17 protein-coding genes are annotated in these 15263 nt (G+C 60.4%); 13 read left to right on the top strand and 4 right to left on the bottom strand.

Annotation, left to right across the window (positions count from 1 at the left end; genetic code table 11):
• The first annotated feature begins 12 nt into the window (after positions 1-12).
• The 9 genes from HKK57_RS26345 to HKK57_RS26305 all read left to right on the top strand — a co-directional run bounded on the left by HKK57_RS26345 (position 13) and on the right by HKK57_RS26305 (position 9192).
• Positions 13-1023 carry a Gfo/Idh/MocA family protein gene (locus tag HKK57_RS26345; protein ID WP_029293063.1) on the top strand — a complete coding sequence of 337 codons (1011 nt, stop codon included), beginning with the start codon at positions 13-15 and terminating at the stop codon, positions 1021-1023.
• A gap of 137 nt (positions 1024-1160) precedes the next feature.
• Entirely contained in the window at positions 1161-2207 is a 1047-nt protein-coding gene (locus HKK57_RS26340) for a Gfo/Idh/MocA family protein (RefSeq protein WP_169391126.1), read from the top strand.
• A gap of 144 nt (positions 2208-2351) precedes the next feature.
• Positions 2352-2525: a hypothetical protein gene (locus tag HKK57_RS26335; protein ID WP_166647900.1), complete on the top strand. Its 174-nt coding sequence runs from the start codon at positions 2352-2354 to the stop codon at positions 2523-2525.
• 48 nt (positions 2526-2573) lie between these two features.
• On the top strand, positions 2574-3509 hold the full coding sequence (locus tag HKK57_RS26330; protein ID WP_029293060.1) for a sugar ABC transporter substrate-binding protein: 936 nt from the start codon (positions 2574-2576) through the stop codon (positions 3507-3509).
• Positions 3510-3571: 62 nt separating this feature from the next.
• Positions 3572-5110, top strand: coding sequence for a sugar ABC transporter ATP-binding protein (locus HKK57_RS26325; RefSeq protein ID WP_029293058.1), 1539 nt, complete (start codon positions 3572-3574; stop codon positions 5108-5110).
• Positions 5111-5131: 21 nt separating this feature from the next.
• On the top strand, positions 5132-6169 hold the full coding sequence (locus tag HKK57_RS26320; RefSeq protein ID WP_029293056.1) for an ABC transporter permease: 1038 nt from the start codon (positions 5132-5134) through the stop codon (positions 6167-6169).
• A 438-nt stretch (positions 6170-6607) separates the two neighbouring features.
• On the top strand, positions 6608-7012 hold the full coding sequence (locus tag HKK57_RS26315) for a TraR/DksA family transcriptional regulator (protein WP_010173153.1): 405 nt from the start codon (positions 6608-6610) through the stop codon (positions 7010-7012).
• A gap of 222 nt (positions 7013-7234) precedes the next feature.
• Positions 7235-8863: a methyl-accepting chemotaxis protein gene (locus HKK57_RS26310; RefSeq protein WP_405045202.1), complete on the top strand. Its 1629-nt coding sequence runs from the start codon at positions 7235-7237 to the stop codon at positions 8861-8863.
• A 125-nt stretch (positions 8864-8988) separates the two neighbouring features.
• Entirely contained in the window at positions 8989-9192 is a 204-nt protein-coding gene (locus tag HKK57_RS26305; RefSeq protein WP_029293050.1) for a hypothetical protein, read from the top strand.
• A gap of 7 nt (positions 9193-9199) precedes the next feature.
• On the opposite strand, the gene HKK57_RS26300 is transcribed toward HKK57_RS26305, so the two are convergent.
• Together HKK57_RS26300 and HKK57_RS26295 are read right to left on the bottom strand one after the other, a co-directional pair.
• The gene (locus tag HKK57_RS26300) at positions 9200-9436 is read right to left on the bottom strand and encodes a DUF2789 domain-containing protein (protein ID WP_029293048.1); all 237 of its coding nucleotides are present in this window, start codon (positions 9434-9436) and stop codon (positions 9200-9202) included.
• A gap of 67 nt (positions 9437-9503) precedes the next feature.
• Positions 9504-9770 (bottom strand): hypothetical protein, encoded by a 267-nt coding sequence (locus tag HKK57_RS26295; protein ID WP_169389586.1) that lies wholly within the window; start codon positions 9768-9770, stop codon positions 9504-9506.
• A gap of 388 nt (positions 9771-10158) precedes the next feature.
• On the opposite strand from HKK57_RS26295, the gene HKK57_RS26290 reads away from it, so the two are divergent.
• The 3 genes from HKK57_RS26290 to HKK57_RS26280 all read left to right on the top strand — a co-directional run bounded on the left by HKK57_RS26290 (position 10159) and on the right by HKK57_RS26280 (position 11937).
• Positions 10159-10608, top strand: a complete 450-nt coding sequence (locus HKK57_RS26290) for a hypothetical protein (RefSeq protein WP_029293046.1) — start codon at positions 10159-10161, stop codon at positions 10606-10608.
• Entirely contained in the window at positions 10608-10805 is a 198-nt protein-coding gene (locus tag HKK57_RS26285) for a hypothetical protein (RefSeq protein WP_029293044.1), read from the top strand. The genes HKK57_RS26290 and HKK57_RS26285 overlap by 1 nt, the downstream gene beginning before the upstream one ends.
• Positions 10806-10920: 115 nt before the next feature.
• Positions 10921-11937: an ABC transporter substrate-binding protein gene (locus HKK57_RS26280; RefSeq protein ID WP_169391125.1), complete on the top strand. Its 1017-nt coding sequence runs from the start codon at positions 10921-10923 to the stop codon at positions 11935-11937.
• Positions 11938-12084: 147 nt separating this feature from the next.
• On the opposite strand, the gene HKK57_RS26275 is transcribed toward HKK57_RS26280, so the two are convergent.
• Together HKK57_RS26275 and HKK57_RS26270 are read right to left on the bottom strand one after the other, a co-directional pair.
• A complete protein-coding gene (locus tag HKK57_RS26275; protein ID WP_169391124.1) occupies positions 12085-14199 on the bottom strand; it encodes a TonB-dependent receptor in 2115 nt (704 codons plus the stop codon).
• Positions 14200-14295: 96 nt separating this feature from the next.
• Positions 14296-14685, bottom strand: a complete 390-nt coding sequence (locus HKK57_RS26270; RefSeq protein ID WP_070995238.1) for a DUF2946 family protein — start codon at positions 14683-14685, stop codon at positions 14296-14298.
• Between the two features lie 90 nt (positions 14686-14775).
• Between HKK57_RS26270 and HKK57_RS26265 the strand changes: the two genes are divergently transcribed.
• Positions 14776-15213, top strand: coding sequence for a DUF3995 domain-containing protein (locus HKK57_RS26265; protein WP_169391123.1), 438 nt, complete (start codon positions 14776-14778; stop codon positions 15211-15213).
• Positions 15214-15263: the final 50 nt, after the last annotated feature.

Raw genomic sequence — 15263 nt, 5'->3', positions numbered from 1 at the left:
AGGAGTGTTGCCATGTCTTTGAAGCTGGGTGTGATCGGTACGGGCGCGATCGGCCGGGACCATATCCGCCGTTGCAGCCAGACCTTGCTCAACAGCCAGGTGGTGGCGGTCACCGATATCAACCTTGAACAGGCGGCCCAGGTGGTGGCGGACCTGCAACTCAATGCCGAGGTGTACGCCGATGGTCATGCGCTGATCCAGTCGGCGCAGGTCGAGGCGGTGTTGGTCACCTCCTGGGGGCCGAGCCACGAGGAGTTTGTACTGGCGGCGATTGCCGCGGGCAAACCGGTGTTCTGCGAAAAGCCCCTGGCGGTCACGGCCCGGGGCTGCCGAAACATCGTCGAGGCCGAAGTGGCCCACGGCAAGCGCCTGGTCCAGGTCGGTTTCATGCGCCCGTACGACCAGGGCTACCAGGCCCTCAAGGCAGTCATCGACAGCGGCCAGATCGGTGAGCCGCTGATGCTGCACTGCGCCCACCGCAACCCGACGGTGGGCGAGAACTACAACACCGGCATGGCCATTACCGACACCTTGATCCACGAACTGGACGTGCTGCGCTGGTTGCTGGCCGATGACTATGTGTCGGTGCAGGTGGTGTTCCCGCGTAAAACCAGCAAGGCCCTGAGCCATTTGCGCGACCCGCAGATCGTGCTGCTGGAAACCGCCAGGGGCACGCGGATCGATGTGGAAGTGTTTGTGAACTGCCAGTACGGCTACGACATCCAGTGTGAAGTGGTGGGGGAGACCGGGATTGCCAAATTGCCGGAGCCGTCCCAGGTGCAATTGCGCAGCGGCGCCAAGCTGTCGAATGCGATTTTGATGGATTGGAAAGACCGCTTTATCGCAGCCTATGACGTCGAGCTGCAGGCCTTTATCGATGGCGTGCGTGCCGGCCAGGTGGGTGGGCCATCGGCCTGGGACGGGTTTGCCGCGGCGGTGGCGGCGGATGCGTGTATCGAGGCCCAGGGCAGTGGGCAGATCGTCAAGGTCAGCTTGCCGGATCGCCCGGCGTTCTACGGCTAGCGCGGTCAATGCAGGAGCTGGCTTGCCGGCGATGGCGGTGGATCAGGTTAGAAATACTTGACTGATCTACCGCCATCGCAGGCAAGCCAGCTCCTACATTTTGATTGGGTTTGCAGATCACGAAGAGGAGTTGGTTCATGCGCATCGGACTGGTTGGGTACGGCCACGGTGGCCGTTTTTTTCATGCCCCGCTGATTGCCACATTGCCCGGGGCGACGTTTGTTGGCGTGGTGACACGCTCCCCCGAGCGGCGCCAGCAACTGGCGACGGAGCATCCCGGAGTGCCCGCCTTCGACAGCATTGGGCAGATCGTCGAGGCCGGGGTGGATGTGCTGGTGATTTCCACCACCCTCAAGGGCCGCCCGGCGCTGGTGCTGGAGGCTATCGAATACGGTGTGGCGGTGGTCAGCGACAAACCTTTTGCCAGCAATGCCGAGCAGGCCCGGGCACTGATCACCGCCGCCGAGCGCGAAGGGGTGAAGCTCAGCGTCTACCAGAACCGGCGCTGGGACTCCGATTACCTTACCTTGCGCAAGCTGATCGACGCTGGCGCCCTGGGCACCATCACCCGCTTTGAGTCCCGTGTGGAGCGCTACACCCCACACGCGCTGGGCAATGCCAGTGGCGGCGGGTTCCTGCGGGACCTGGGCAGCCATCTGGTGGACCAGGCCTTGCAACTGTTCGGCCCGGTGGAGCGGGTGTTTGCGCAATTGCAGTACAGCGCCGAGCACCCCACGCTCGATCATGGCTTCTTCGTCTGCCTGACCCACGTCAACGGGGTGATATCCCACCTGTGGGGCAGCGCCCTGCAAAACTGCCCGGCCCCGCGCTTGCGGGTCAATGGCACGGCGGGTTGCTATACCGTCGAAGGCCTGGACGGCCAGGAGGAAGCGCTGTTGGCCGGCAAGAATCCAAAGACCGAGGGCGAACACTGGGGCGCCGAAGAACACCGACGCTGGGGCTGGTTTGAACAGGGCGCGGAACGCGAGCGTATCCCCTCGGAAAAGGGCGCCTGGAACCAGTTCTATAGCCAGTTGCAAAGCGCCGTCCAAGGCCAGGGCGAGTTACCGGTGCAAGCCAGGGATGCCTGGGAAACCACCCATGTACTGGATGCCGCCAGGCTCAGCGCCGAGCGCCGGCAAGTGGTGGAGATGGCGACGCTGGAAGGCCGAGAGTGGAAATAGAATAAAATTCTAAAATCAGTTGATATGGAAATTATTTTCCAATAAAGTCATTTCCAGGTTGCCGAAAGTCCCTCTCGACCTTCCTTTATAAAGAAGGCGCGGGGACTCAACAAAAACAAGATCAAAACAACCAGGTACCGTCAGATGAAAATCTTCAACGCTGTACTGCGCGTGTTACGTACTGCCTTCCCGCCCCGCACACGACCCTTCTATTTTTCTTTTCTCAATGTCCTTTGCGTCGAAAGCAAGGGCGCCCTGGTGTGCTGCATTCCAGGTGCGCCGGTGGTACGGCTGCCTGCTGCAAACTCATCGCTCTGATAGACGCTACTTCCAGAAAACCAACAAGAAAGTGGAGACAGACCGTTCATGAAGACCCAGATCCGTTTCGCCTCGCTGGCCTTGTCGATGATGCTCGCCAGTGGCGTGGCCGCGGCCGCCGATATCAAGATTGGCGTCAGCATGTCGCAGTTCGACGACACCTTTCTCACTTACCTGCGTGAAGATATGGACAAGCAGGCCAAGTCCTACCCCAAGGGCGATGGTGTGCAATTGCAGTTCGAAGATGCCCGCGCCGACGTGGTCAAGCAACTGAGCCAGGTCGAGAACTTTATCAGCCAGAAAGTCGATGCCATGGTGGTCAATCCGGTGGACACGGCCTCTACCGCGCGCATCACCAAAGCCGCCGTGGCAGCCGGTATCCCGCTGGTGTACGTCAACCGCCGCCCGGACCAGACCGACCTGCCCAAAGGGGTGGTGACGGTGACGTCCAATGACGTCGAGGCCGGCAAGCTGCAAATGCAGTACCTGGCCGAGAAGATGGGCGGCAAAGGCAAAATCGTGATTCTGCTGGGCGACCTGGCCAACAACTCGACGACCAATCGCACCAAGGGCGTCAAGGAGATCCTGGGTAAGTATCCGGATATCAAGATTGAGCAGGAGCAGACCGGGATCTGGCTGCGGGACAAGGGCATGACCCTGGTGAACGATTGGCTGACCCAGGGCCGTGAGTTCAATGCGGTGGTCGCCAACAACGACGAAATGGCGATTGGCGCGGCCATGGCGTTGAAAACCGCCGGCGTCAAACCGGGCAGCGTATTGATTGGTGGGGTTGATGGCACGCCCGACGGGTTGAATGCGATTACCAAGGGTGAGATGGCGCTCTCGGTGTTCCAGGATGCCAAGGGGCAGGCGGTCGGTTCGGTGGAGGCGGCAGTGAAAATGGCCAGGGGCGAGGCGGTCGAGCCAAACGTCGTGGTGCCTTTCCAACTGATCACCCCGGACAATGTCGCGTCATTCAAATAGCGTTCAATCACAACAATAAGCCAGCAGGGTGGTCACGATCGCCCTGCCGATGGAGCCCCGATATGCTCGCTCAAGCGACTGCTTTGCAGCCCACAGGCCTGGAACAACCCTACCTGCTGGAAATCGCCCATATCAGCAAAGGCTTTCCCGGCGTCGTGGCCCTGGACGATGTGCAACTGCGGGTGCGCCCCGGCTCGGTCCTGGCGCTGATGGGGGAGAACGGCGCCGGCAAGTCGACGCTGATGAAAATCATCGCCGGCATTTACCAGCCAGACGCCGGCGAAATCCGCCTGCGGGGCAAGCCGGTGGTGTTTGAGACGCCCCTGGCCGCCTTGCAGTCGGGTATCGCGATGATCCACCAGGAACTCAACCTGATGCCCCATATGAGCATCGCCGAGAATATCTGGATCGGCCGCGAGCAGCTCAATGGCCTGCGCCTGGTCAACCACCGGGCCATGCACCGCTGCACGGCCGAGTTGCTGGCGCGGCTGCGGATCAACCTCGACCCCGAGGAACTGGTCGGCAACCTGAGCATTGCCGAGCGGCAGATGGTGGAGATTGCCAAGGCGGTGTCCTACGACTCCGACATCCTGATCATGGATGAGCCGACGTCGGCGATTACCGACAAGGAAGTGGCCCATCTGTTTTCGATCATTGCCGACCTCAAGGCCCAGGGCAAAGGCATCATCTACATCACCCATAAAATGAATGAAGTGTTTGCGATCGCCGATGAAGTGGCGGTGTTTCGCGACGGCGCCTATATCGGCCTGCAACGGGCCGACAGCATGGACAGCGACAGCTTGATCTCGATGATGGTCGGGCGTGAATTGAGCCAGCTGTTCCCGGTGCGCGACACACCCATTGGCGAGTTGCTGCTGTCGGTGCGCGACCTGCGTCTGGATGGGGTGTTCCAGGGCGTGTCCTTCGACCTGCATGCCGGTGAAATCCTCGGCATTGCCGGGCTGATGGGGTCGGGCCGTACCAATGTGGCGGAAACGATCTTCGGCATTACCCCAAGCGACGGTGGCGAAATCCGCCTCGACGGCCAGGTGCTGCGCATCAGCGACCCGCACATGGCTATCAAGCAGGGCTTTGCGCTGTTGACCGAGGATCGCAAGCTCACCGGCCTGTTCCCGTGTCTGTCAGTCCTGGAAAACATGGAAATGGCGGTGCTGCCCCATTACTCGGGCAATGGCTTCATCCAGCAAAAAGCCCTGCGTGCCTTGTGCGAAGAAATGTGCAAGAAGCTGCGGGTAAAAACCCCCTCCCTTGAGCAGTGCATCGACACCCTGTCTGGCGGCAATCAGCAAAAGGCCCTGTTGGCGCGCTGGCTGATGACCAAGCCACGGCTGTTGATCCTCGATGAACCGACCCGTGGCATCGACGTCGGCGCCAAGGCGGAAATCTATCGCTTGATCGCCTTCCTGGCCAGCGAGGGCATGGCGGTGATCATGATTTCTTCGGAACTGCCGGAAGTGCTGGGCATGAGCGACCGGGTGATGGTGATGCACGAAGGCGATTTGATGGGCACCCTGGACCGGGCCGAGGCCACCCAGGAAAAAGTCATGCAGTTGGCTTCCGGTATGACGGCAGTCCACTAACCAATAAAAAGGTGACGGGTAATGAACGCAATACTGGAAAGCAAACCCGAGGAAAAGAAGCCCGCCACGGCACCGGTAAAGAGTCGGCGGCGGTTTCCGACCGAGTTGAGCATTTTCCTGGTGCTGATCGGTATCGGCCTGGTGTTTGAAGTGTTTGGCTGGATCGTGCGGGACCAGAGCTTTTTGATGAACTCCCAGCGCCTGGTGCTGATGATCCTGCAGGTGTCGATTATCGGCTTGCTGGCGATTGGCGTGACCCAGGTGATCATTACCACGGGGATCGACCTGTCCTCGGGCTCGGTGCTGGCGCTGTCGGCGATGATTGCCGCGAGCCTGGCGCAAACTTCGGACTTTTCCCGCGCGGTGTTTCCATCGCTGACGGACTTGCCGGTGTGGATCCCGGTGGTGGCCGGGCTGGGTGTGGGGCTGTTGGCTGGGGCGATCAACGGCAGCATCATCGCCATTACCGGGATCCCGCCGTTTATCGCGACCCTTGGCATGATGGTGTCGGCCCGCGGCCTGGCGCGCTATTACACCGAGGGCCAGCCGGTGAGCATGCTGTCGGATTCCTACACGGCCATCGGCCATGGCGCGATGCCGGTGATCATTTTCCTGGTGGTGGCGGTGATCTTCCACATTGCCCTGCGCTACACCAAGTACGGCAAGTACACCTACGCCATCGGCGGCAATATGCAGGCGGCGCGTACCTCGGGAATCAACGTCAAGCGGCATTTGATCATCGTCTACAGCATCGCCGGGCTGCTGGCGGGGCTGGCCGGTGTGGTGGCCTCGGCCCGTGCGGCGACCGGGCAGGCCGGGATGGGCATGTCTTATGAGCTGGACGCGATTGCCGCTGCAGTGATCGGCGGTACCAGCCTGGCGGGCGGGGTAGGACGCATCACCGGCACGGTGATTGGCGCGCTGATCCTCGGGGTGATGGCCAGCGGGTTTACCTTCGTGGGGGTGGATGCCTACATCCAGGACATCATCAAGGGCCTGATCATCGTGGTGGCAGTGGTGATCGACCAGTACCGCAACAAGCGCAAGCTCAAGCGCTGAGCGGGTCCTGAACCTATAAAAGCTCAAAATCGGGGCTTGGCTTGTGTGGGAGCGGGCTTGCCCGCGATAGCGGTGGGCCAGTTGATAAACAGTTGACTGACCCACCGCCATCGCGGGCAAGCCCGCTCCTACATTTGTCCACCGGTAGCCGTTCGCTAACCGTTTGTCTTCTATATAGCTCCACAACACTGAATTTCTTGCTATAAACGCACTCCGATAACCGCCTGCCGAGCCCGTCCTGGTGCCTTTTGGGGGAATGTCGGACAAATTGCCTGTCATTTCAGTTGCTGCGCCCTCAAGTCAGCCGTAGACTGCCGCCCCTCGTAAATTGAGTGCCGGGTGGCGCTTGGAATGGACGGCGTCTTTCCCCGATCTGCAGAGGTTGGCCGGAACGCTCCCTTATTCGCCTTAATGCACGTATTTTTTATAGAGAAATCAATGACAAAGGAAAAGTTGCTGGCCATGCCGGCGGATGACTACATGAATGCCGAGCAGCACGCTTTTTTCGAGCAGTTGTTGCAAGACATGAAAGTCGAGCACCACGAGCGCATTGAGCAGAACCGCATCGCCATTGAAAGCCTGGATACCCCGGCTGACCCGGCTGATGCAGCTTCGGTAGAAGAAGAGCGCACCTGGTTGGTCAATGCCATCGACCGTGACCAGCGCATGCTGCCGCAACTTGAGCAGGCCCTGGGCCGTATCAAGGAAGATTCCTTTGGCTGGTGTGACGACAGCGGCGAGCCTATCGGCCTCAAGCGCCTGCTGATCAGCCCGACCACCAAATACTGCATCGAAGCGCAAGAGCGCCACGAGCAAATCGACAAGCATCAGCGCCAAGCCTGATCTGTCCGCCCCTGTAGGAGCGAGCCTGCTCGCGAAAGTCGTCAACGATTACACGTGTATTCTGGATAAACGTGTTGTCCCTGAGTTCTTCGCGAGCAAGCTCGCTCCTACATCAGGTGAGCGTCAGCAACCTCATCCCCCAGTCTATTGATCTGCTGCAAGCCCTAACACCAAAGGCCCATAGATAATGGCTAATTAGTGGCGTTTAATGCAGAGACAATAATGACAAGCAGTGGGGTGACAAGCATGGCCGGGGATGGATCTCTGATGGGCGCCGTCGTGGCGCCACACGCGGTGAGCCGCCAACTGCCTGGCTGGGTAACACCGCTCCTGCAAAGCATCGCCCTGGTGCTGGTCCTGTTGGGCCTGGCGTTTGTCGACCTGTCGATCTACCTCTGCGTACCCGTCGCCCTGCTGCTGGTCTGGCTGCCGCGCCTGAAAAAACCGCCCCGCAGCCTCGCACCTGATGTGGCCGAGGATGCCATGGGCGCGTTGACTCGCGATCTGTCCTACACCACCAGCCATAATGCGTTGTCAGCCGCTGGCGTGGCCTATTCGGTCAAGCAACTGGCGGCCCGGGTGCAATCGCAATTGGGCGCCGCCCAGCAAATTGTCAGCAGTGCCGAAGTGATGATTGGCACCGAGCAACTGACATCCCAACTCAGTCGTGAAGCCCTCGGCGCGGCGGGCCAGGCCCATCAGCGCAGCACCGAGGGGCGCGCGGTGCTGGGGGAGTCCATCAGCCGCATGCATCAACTCAGCCAGCGCGCCAGTGATAGCCGGCAATTGATCGAGGCCCTGAGCCAGCGCAGCGAAGAGATCCAGCGCGTGACCCTGGTGATTCAGTCCATTGCCAGCCAGACCAACCTGTTGGCCTTGAATGCCGCCATTGAAGCCGCCCGTGCCGGCGAGCATGGGCGCGGGTTCGCCGTGGTGGCCGATGAAGTGCGTGGGCTGGCGGGTCGTACGGCGACCGCCACCGATGAAGTGGGGGTGATGGTGGCTGATATCCAGCAGCGTACCGCGCAGGTGGTGGAGCAAATCCGCCAACTGTCCGTGGATCTGCAGGCTGGTGTCGAGCAGGTGGAACACGCCGGCGAGCAACTGGAGAGCATTGCCACCTTGGCGGCGGGCGTGGAAGGCCAGGTCAACGCCATTGCCCAGGGCACGGAGACCAATCGGGTGCAACTCGACAGCCTGTTCCACGCGGTGGAGCAGATGCGTAGCGACTTGACCGTCAGCGACCAGCAAACCCAGCAGTTGGCCGAGGCCGCGGTGCAAATGGAAGGGCAGGCCGAAACGATCAGCGAGCGTCTGGCCGAAGTCGGGCTGGACGACTATCACCAACGAATCTACGACCTGGCCCGCGAAGGCGCGAGCCGCATCGGCGCGCAGTTCGAGGCGGATGTCCAACAGAACCGCATCAGCCTCGATGACTTGTTCAATCGCAGCTACACCCCGATTGCCAACAGCCACCCAACCAAATACCACAGCCGTTTCGACGGCTACACCGACCAGGTGTTGCCGGCTATCCAGGAAGCCTTGCTGCCCCGTCACGAAGGTTTGGTGTTCGCCATTGCCTGCACGCCACAGGGCTATGTGCCGACGCACAACAAGGCGTTTTCCCAGGCGCTGACCGGCGATGCCGCGGTGGACGCCGTGAACAATCGCACCAAGCGCAAATTTGAAGACCGCACCGGGATTCGCTGCGGCAGTCACCAGCAGGCGGTGCTGTTGCAAACCTATACCCGCGATACCGGGGAGCTGATGCACGATCTGTCGGTGCCAATCATGGTCAATGGCCGACATTGGGGTGGCTTGCGCCTGGGCTACAAACCCGAAGGGCGCTAGGCCCAGGCACCGATTGTTGCGCGTTATGCAAGGAAGCTTTTACGGCGATAGCTTTTTCCAGCGAAAGGAACCGCTTAAGATGCTGCACATTGTTAGCTAGCTAACTAATCCTGCGGAGAACTTCCATGCAAAGCAAAGTCGATGTGGCGGTGATGATTGGCAGTGGTGTGCCACAGACCCTGCGTGCGCTGGGCCTGAGGGCCTGCTGGGTGGTGTTGCTCAATGGTGAACAGCGCGGCACGGCCTTCGCCAGCCGCGACGAAGCCCAGGAATGCCGCGCCGCCTGGCAGGCACTGCTGGACCTGGAGCAATCCGACCGCCTGCATTGAGTGGCGGTTAAACGTTTTGGTGCAGGCGCTGGTTGAGTTCATCCACGGCAATCGCCCAGTCCGCATCTTCGCGTAGTTCTTCCTTGAGGAACTGCGCCTGTTGCGGGCTCCAGAAGGGGGCGTCGATCAGCTTCACATCTTCTGCCAGGGGATGTTGATCGATAAAACGATCGATTGCTGCCGGCGAGGCTTCCAGCCCCAATTGTTCGAACAGGTCGTGCAGGGTATGGGTGGGCGCGTCCATTTCATTCTCCAAAAGAGTGAGTCTCTACGGGTATGGGAGGCGCACCAGCGCGCATAGTTCGATTTGTTCAAGCCGCGCCTTGACGGGACGTCTTGCCCAGAAGCGCTTCCAACTCCTTGGCCAAGGCACAGGCCTTGTTGTGATCGCTGCGAAAGCCTTTGATCCTGCCGCTGGGTACTTCCAGGATATGGAAAAAATTCCTCCCGGCCGGGATGACCCGGTACAGTGCAAAACCTGCGCACACGCCATGGGCGTACACGCTGTAGAATAGCGCGCTATCCTTGCAGGGCAGGGTGCCGGAAGTCTGTGTCGGTTGGCGTTGAACTCGTTGCATGGCCAGCTCCTGTCGATCTGTTGACCTGCTTGCAGCATTTCGGGTGGTTTTAAGCCGTGTTGCTGTTCTAATATTGTTGTTGGCAGCCCACGTTCGGTTCCATCCAACGTTTTTCCGTTGTTTTTGGCTGTCGGAAACCACTCTTTCAAATGGGGTATTCTCTGAAGTGGGGCGTCCAGTGTTCTCTGGCCGATAAACCTGTGATTTGCTGCACTGCCTGACGACTTGTACAAGGCCTGTCAGGCCAGGCTGTACGAGTCTGGCGGGAATCAACTTCAGTAAGTTTTTTCAATGTGTCGTGCCGTATCGGCCTTTTTTGTGCTGCCTGCCTGGCGGGCAGCGCTTTTTTTGATGTGGGGGCGTTTCCTTGGCAGTCAGTAATCTGGATATGCACGCATTGTTCGTGCTGGGTGATTTGCGCGCGAAGTTGGTTAAACAGTTTCAGTCGCGGTTTGTTTACATCACTGAACAAACCCCTGAAGGCATTTACATTGCCGAAATCGATACCGAAACAGCGCTAGTGGTAGATGACAAACCCCGTTTGGAACTCAAGGTCGGCGATCATTTTCGCGCGGCGGTACTGCCCAGTCGTGAAGGTGGCAAGTTCGAACTGAAGTTTCGCGACATCAAGTTGACGGTCTATGGCCTGGGGGACTACGCGTTTGTTTCCACGGCGCAGGGCGAGGGCATTGTGTTCAAGGAAGGCCACAGCGTGATGCTGGTGTTCGCGGCCAATGAACAATTGCAGGAAGGCCTGAGCAAAACCCTCAAGGCCGTGACCGGCAAGGCCGCCAAGTGGCGCAAGGGTGAGCTGGTGAGCTTCAAGGCCAGCGAATAATGAGTGAAGGCCGGGCCCTGTTTCACCAGCAACATCAAGCGCAGGCCCAAGCCAAGGCCGCCGAACTGCTTGCCCGCAAAGATGATCTGCAGGGCGCCTGGTTGAACTGGGTCGCCAGTCAACTCTATGCACTGCGGCCCGCCGAGTACGCCAGCATGGTGCGCCGGGAGCTGCAGCGTTTGCACCAACAGCCCTGAATACCTGCAACCCTTTGAACCTCTACTACAGTTCTGTGGACTTAATTGTTCAGGGCTTTGGCGGCGTGACAGCAAAGCCATCCGCCATGGCTGTGTAAACGCGAGGTTCAAAGGCATGAAAGCAATTCGAGCGCTGTTGGCAGCGTCCCTTACCACCCTGGGCCTGTCGATGGCGGCCGCACCGGTAACGGCTGCCCAGGCGCCCATTCACTTTGCCGACCTGAATTGGGAAAGTGGCAGCCTGATCACTGAAATTCTGCGGTTTATCGTCGAAAAGGGCTATGACCTGCCCACCGATACGCTGCCTGGCACCACCATCACCCTGGAAACCGCCCTGGCCAAAAATGATATCCAGGTGATCGGCGAGGAATGGGCGGGACGCAGCCCGGTTTGGGTCAAGGCGGAGTCTGAAGGCAAGGTGGTCGGCCTGGGCGATATCGTCAAGGGCGCGACCGAAGGCTGGTGGGTGCCTGAATACGTGATCAAGGGCGACCCGGCCAAGGGCATCGCTGCGTCGGCGCCTGAGTTGCGCAGCGTGACCGACCTGGTGCGCTACAAAGACGTGTTCAAGGACCCGGAAGCCCCGGGCAAGGGGCGCTTTCTCAACAGCCCCATCGGCTGGACCTCGGAAGTGGTCAATAAGCAGAAGCTCAAGGCTTACGGCCTGGACGAGAGCTACGTCAACTTTCGCAGCGGTTCTGGCGCGGCGCTGGACGCGGAGATCGCCTCGTCGATCCGCCGTGGCAAGCCGATCCTGTTCTATTACTGGTCGCCGACGCCACTGATGGGGCGCTACAAGCTGATCCAGCTGGAGGAGCCACCGTTCGACGCCGAGGCCTGGAAGACCCTGACCGACGCCGACAACCCCAACCCCAAGCCAACGCGTTCGTTGGCGTCCAAGCTGAGCATTGGCGTGTCTACGCCGTTCCAGCAGCAGTATCCGCAGATTGCGCAATTCTTTGAGAAGGTCGATTTCCCGATTGAACCGCTCAACCAGGCCCTGGCGAAAATGAGCGAAAAACACACCCCGCCCCGTGAAGTGGCGCAGGCGTTTCTCAAGGAACATCCGCAGGTATGGAAGGCCTGGCTGACAGAGGACGTGGCCGCCAAGGTCGAAGCCAGCCTCAAATAACCTTTCATATGAAGGTCCAAATGTGGGAGCGGGCTTGTGTGGGAGCGGGCTTGCTCGCGAATGCGCAGTGTCAGTCACCAGATGTATAGACTGACCCACCGCATTCGCGAGCAAGCCCGCTCCCACAGGTTTAACTGCATTCCAGCCTTAGAACCTGGTCTGCACCGCCAACTCGAAGGTGCGCGGCGATCCCAGGTAATACGCTGGCGACACATGGGCAAACTGCGCATACACCTCATTGGTCAGGTTGCGCACCCGGCCTGTCACCGAGGTGTGTTGATCGACCTTGTAGGTGAGGAACGTGCCGAACAGGGTGTATGCCGGCACGGTCAGGGTGTTGGCATTGTCGGCGTACACCTGCGCCACGTACCGCGCGTCCACGCCACCTTGCCAGGCCGGGGTGATGTCATAGGTCAGCCACAGGTTGCCCACTCGCTTCGGCACGTTGGTCGGGGTATTGCCCTTGCGCGACACCACCGCACCGCTGGCGATTTTCTCGTTGAAGTCATCGTATTGCGCGTCGACCCAGGCGAAGTTGCCCTCAGCCAACAGCTTGGGAGTGATGCGCAACGAACTGGCCAACTCGATGCCCTTGGACGACTGCGCGCCCACCGCAAGGCTGCGGGTAGGGTCTTGTGGGTCGGTCACCGCAAAGTCCTTGCGTTCGATGTGGTAGGCGGCAACGGTGGCTGAGCCGCGCCCGTCCAGGTAATCGAACTTGCTGCCCACTTCCCATTGCTTGCCAGTGGAGACATCAAACACCTGGGTGGTGCTGGTGGGCTGTTCGGCAGCGGTGCTGTATTGCACATAGACATTGGCCGCTGGGATGAACTGGTAGGTCAAGCCCACGCGCCCGGTAACCGGCTCCCAACGGCGTTTGACGTTAGGCTGATTGTCGCGATGGCTGGTCACGTCCAGGTCGATGGCGTCATAACGCAGGCCGGTCAGCAGCGACAGCTGGTCGGTCAGGCCCAGGCGGTTTTCGACGAACAGCGCCTTGGTCGTCACTTCGGTGGTCTTGTCCTTGATAAAGCCTGGTTTGGTGCCAGGAAGGTCGTAGAAATGCCCAGGATCGTAGTGGTTCGGGTCTACTGCGTTCTTGCCGGGCACATTCAGCGGGCTGGCGGTGGTGCTGTTGACCTTGTATTCGAAACCGCCAGACCAGGTGGTGGCCAGGCCGAACACGCTACTGTCATGGCGCAGCTCGAACTGGTTGCCGTCCTGCTCGCCCTGATGGCGCACCTGATAGGCCGTCGAACGGTTCACCACGCTGTTGTCGGGGCTGTACTGGTAGGTCTCCAGGTTGCGGTAGTCGCGCTGGCTGTCGAGGTGATAGAGGGTGTTGCGCAGGGTGGTGGTGTCGTTGATCCGGTAGTCGATGATCGAGCGGGCCCAGATCGTGCGTTGCTCGTAGCGGCCATCGGCGACGTTGTAGTTATTGAAACGGTTGTGCTTGTCGATCTTCAGCTCGCCGGCCTTGGGGTTGAGCACCGGGGTGCCCCAGTAGGGGCTGTCCTCGTGTTCATCCTGATACTCCAGGGCCAAGGTGTGGGACAGGTTGGGCGTCAAGTCACTGAGCAAGGAGAAGGCCACGCTCCAGGCATCGCGTTGCTGGCGGTCGATATGCGTGTGGTTGGTGTTGCGGCTGACGTCCAGGCGCGCGTAGTGCTGCACCTCGGCGACGGGTTCGGTCAGGGCGTGGTTCAGGCCCAGGGCGATGCCGGTGGTGTCGTAGCTGCCGTAGTTGAGCTGGCCTTCGACGGCCTGTTCTTCGCGGGTGGCGAGCTTGGTCACGTAGTTCAGCGAGCCGCCCACGGAGCCGGCGCCGTTGATCAGCGAGGAAGGGCCGCCCACCAGTTCGACCCGGTCATAAATCCATGCATCCACAGGGCGTGCCAGGCCACCGGCGACGTTGATGCCATTGAACATCTGGGTGATCTGGCTGCTGGTAAATCCTCGATAGGAGATAAACCCGCCAAACCCCGGCGGCGCACTGGCGTTGACCCCGGGCAAGGTGTTGGCCGCATCCTGGAAGGTCTTGGCGCCACGGCGCTCGATATCGTTGCGGTCAGCGATGCTGATCGAGGCCGGGGTTTTCCGCACGCTCAGGCCCAGGCGCGAGGCCATGCCGCTGGATTGGTCCAGAGCCAGGCCCGGCTCGTTGGCGGCGGCGCCGTCAATGGTGGTAGGCGCCAACTCAAGGGCCCAGGCGCAAAAAGGCAGGCAGCCGAACAGGCCCGCCAATAGTGGTAAATGTTTCATCGATAAATCCTGAAAAGCATGGCTTGCAAGCAGCGCACAGCCGCACGCGCTTCCCTGAGGGAAGCAGCACGGTGTGCGGATCAAAAAGCGCAGGGATCAGGCGTAGGCGGGCGGGGCGCGCGGATTAGCCGCAGGCCAGGTGAAACGGGCGGGAATGTCTGCGGTGAGCACCACCGCCGGTGGCGGGGCGTGGGGTTGAGGCAGCACCGCAACGTTAAGGCTGGAGTTGAGCGCCGGGCCCATGCCGCCGGTGGAACACAGCGGGCAACCGAAGGCCTTGGACAGTGTGGGCAGGGACTCATCGCCCGTGTTTACGGGGGCTGGCGCCTGGGTGCGAGGGTCCACGGTACAGAACTGGCCGCCAATGCCGTTGAGCTGCATGCCGACCATTTGCCCATGACCAATACTGCAGGCGAACACGTTGAACAGGACGCAGCCATAGAGCATCCAGGCAATCAACGAGCGGTCGGCACGGGCGAGTTTCATGGGGCGGCACTTTATCACCAGACGACTAAATGCCTGCAAAAAATCTGAAAAGGACTATCCTCTTTCGGACTTTTTAAGGGGTATCCAGCCATGAGCTTTGTTATTGCGAGGTGGGTCGTCGGGGTATTTGCATTTATCAGCATGGTCCATGTGTACTGGGCCGCGGGTGGCAAGCTAGGCAGTACGGCGGCGATCCCGCAACTGCCCGGTGAGTTCGCCAGCGGGCCACGCCCGGCGTTCAAACCGTCGGCGTTGGGCACCTTCCTGGTGGCCGTGGGGCTGGTGCTGATTGCATTGCTGGTGTGCCTGCGGGCGGGGATGTTTTTCCAGCCGGTGGGGCATCAGGCTTTGCAGTGGGGGATCAGCGCGATTGCCCTGATCATGTTTGCACGGGCAATTGGTGATTCGGAGCTGGTGGGCTTTTTCAAGAAGGTCGGTGGGTCGCGGTTTGCCCGGCTGGATACGTTTTTCTACTCGCCGCTGTGCCTGGTGTTGGGGACGGGGCTGTTGGTCGTCGCCTGGACCTGACTGACACAGCACCGTCCAAAATGTGGGAGCTGGCTTGCCTGCGATAGCAG

Origin of the sequence: Pseudomonas sp. ADAK21, assembly GCF_012935735.1 — a bacterium.
GTDB lineage: Bacteria > Pseudomonadota > Gammaproteobacteria > Pseudomonadales > Pseudomonadaceae > Aquipseudomonas > Aquipseudomonas proteolytica.
This window is presented reverse-complemented; position numbering and strand designations above follow the sequence as displayed.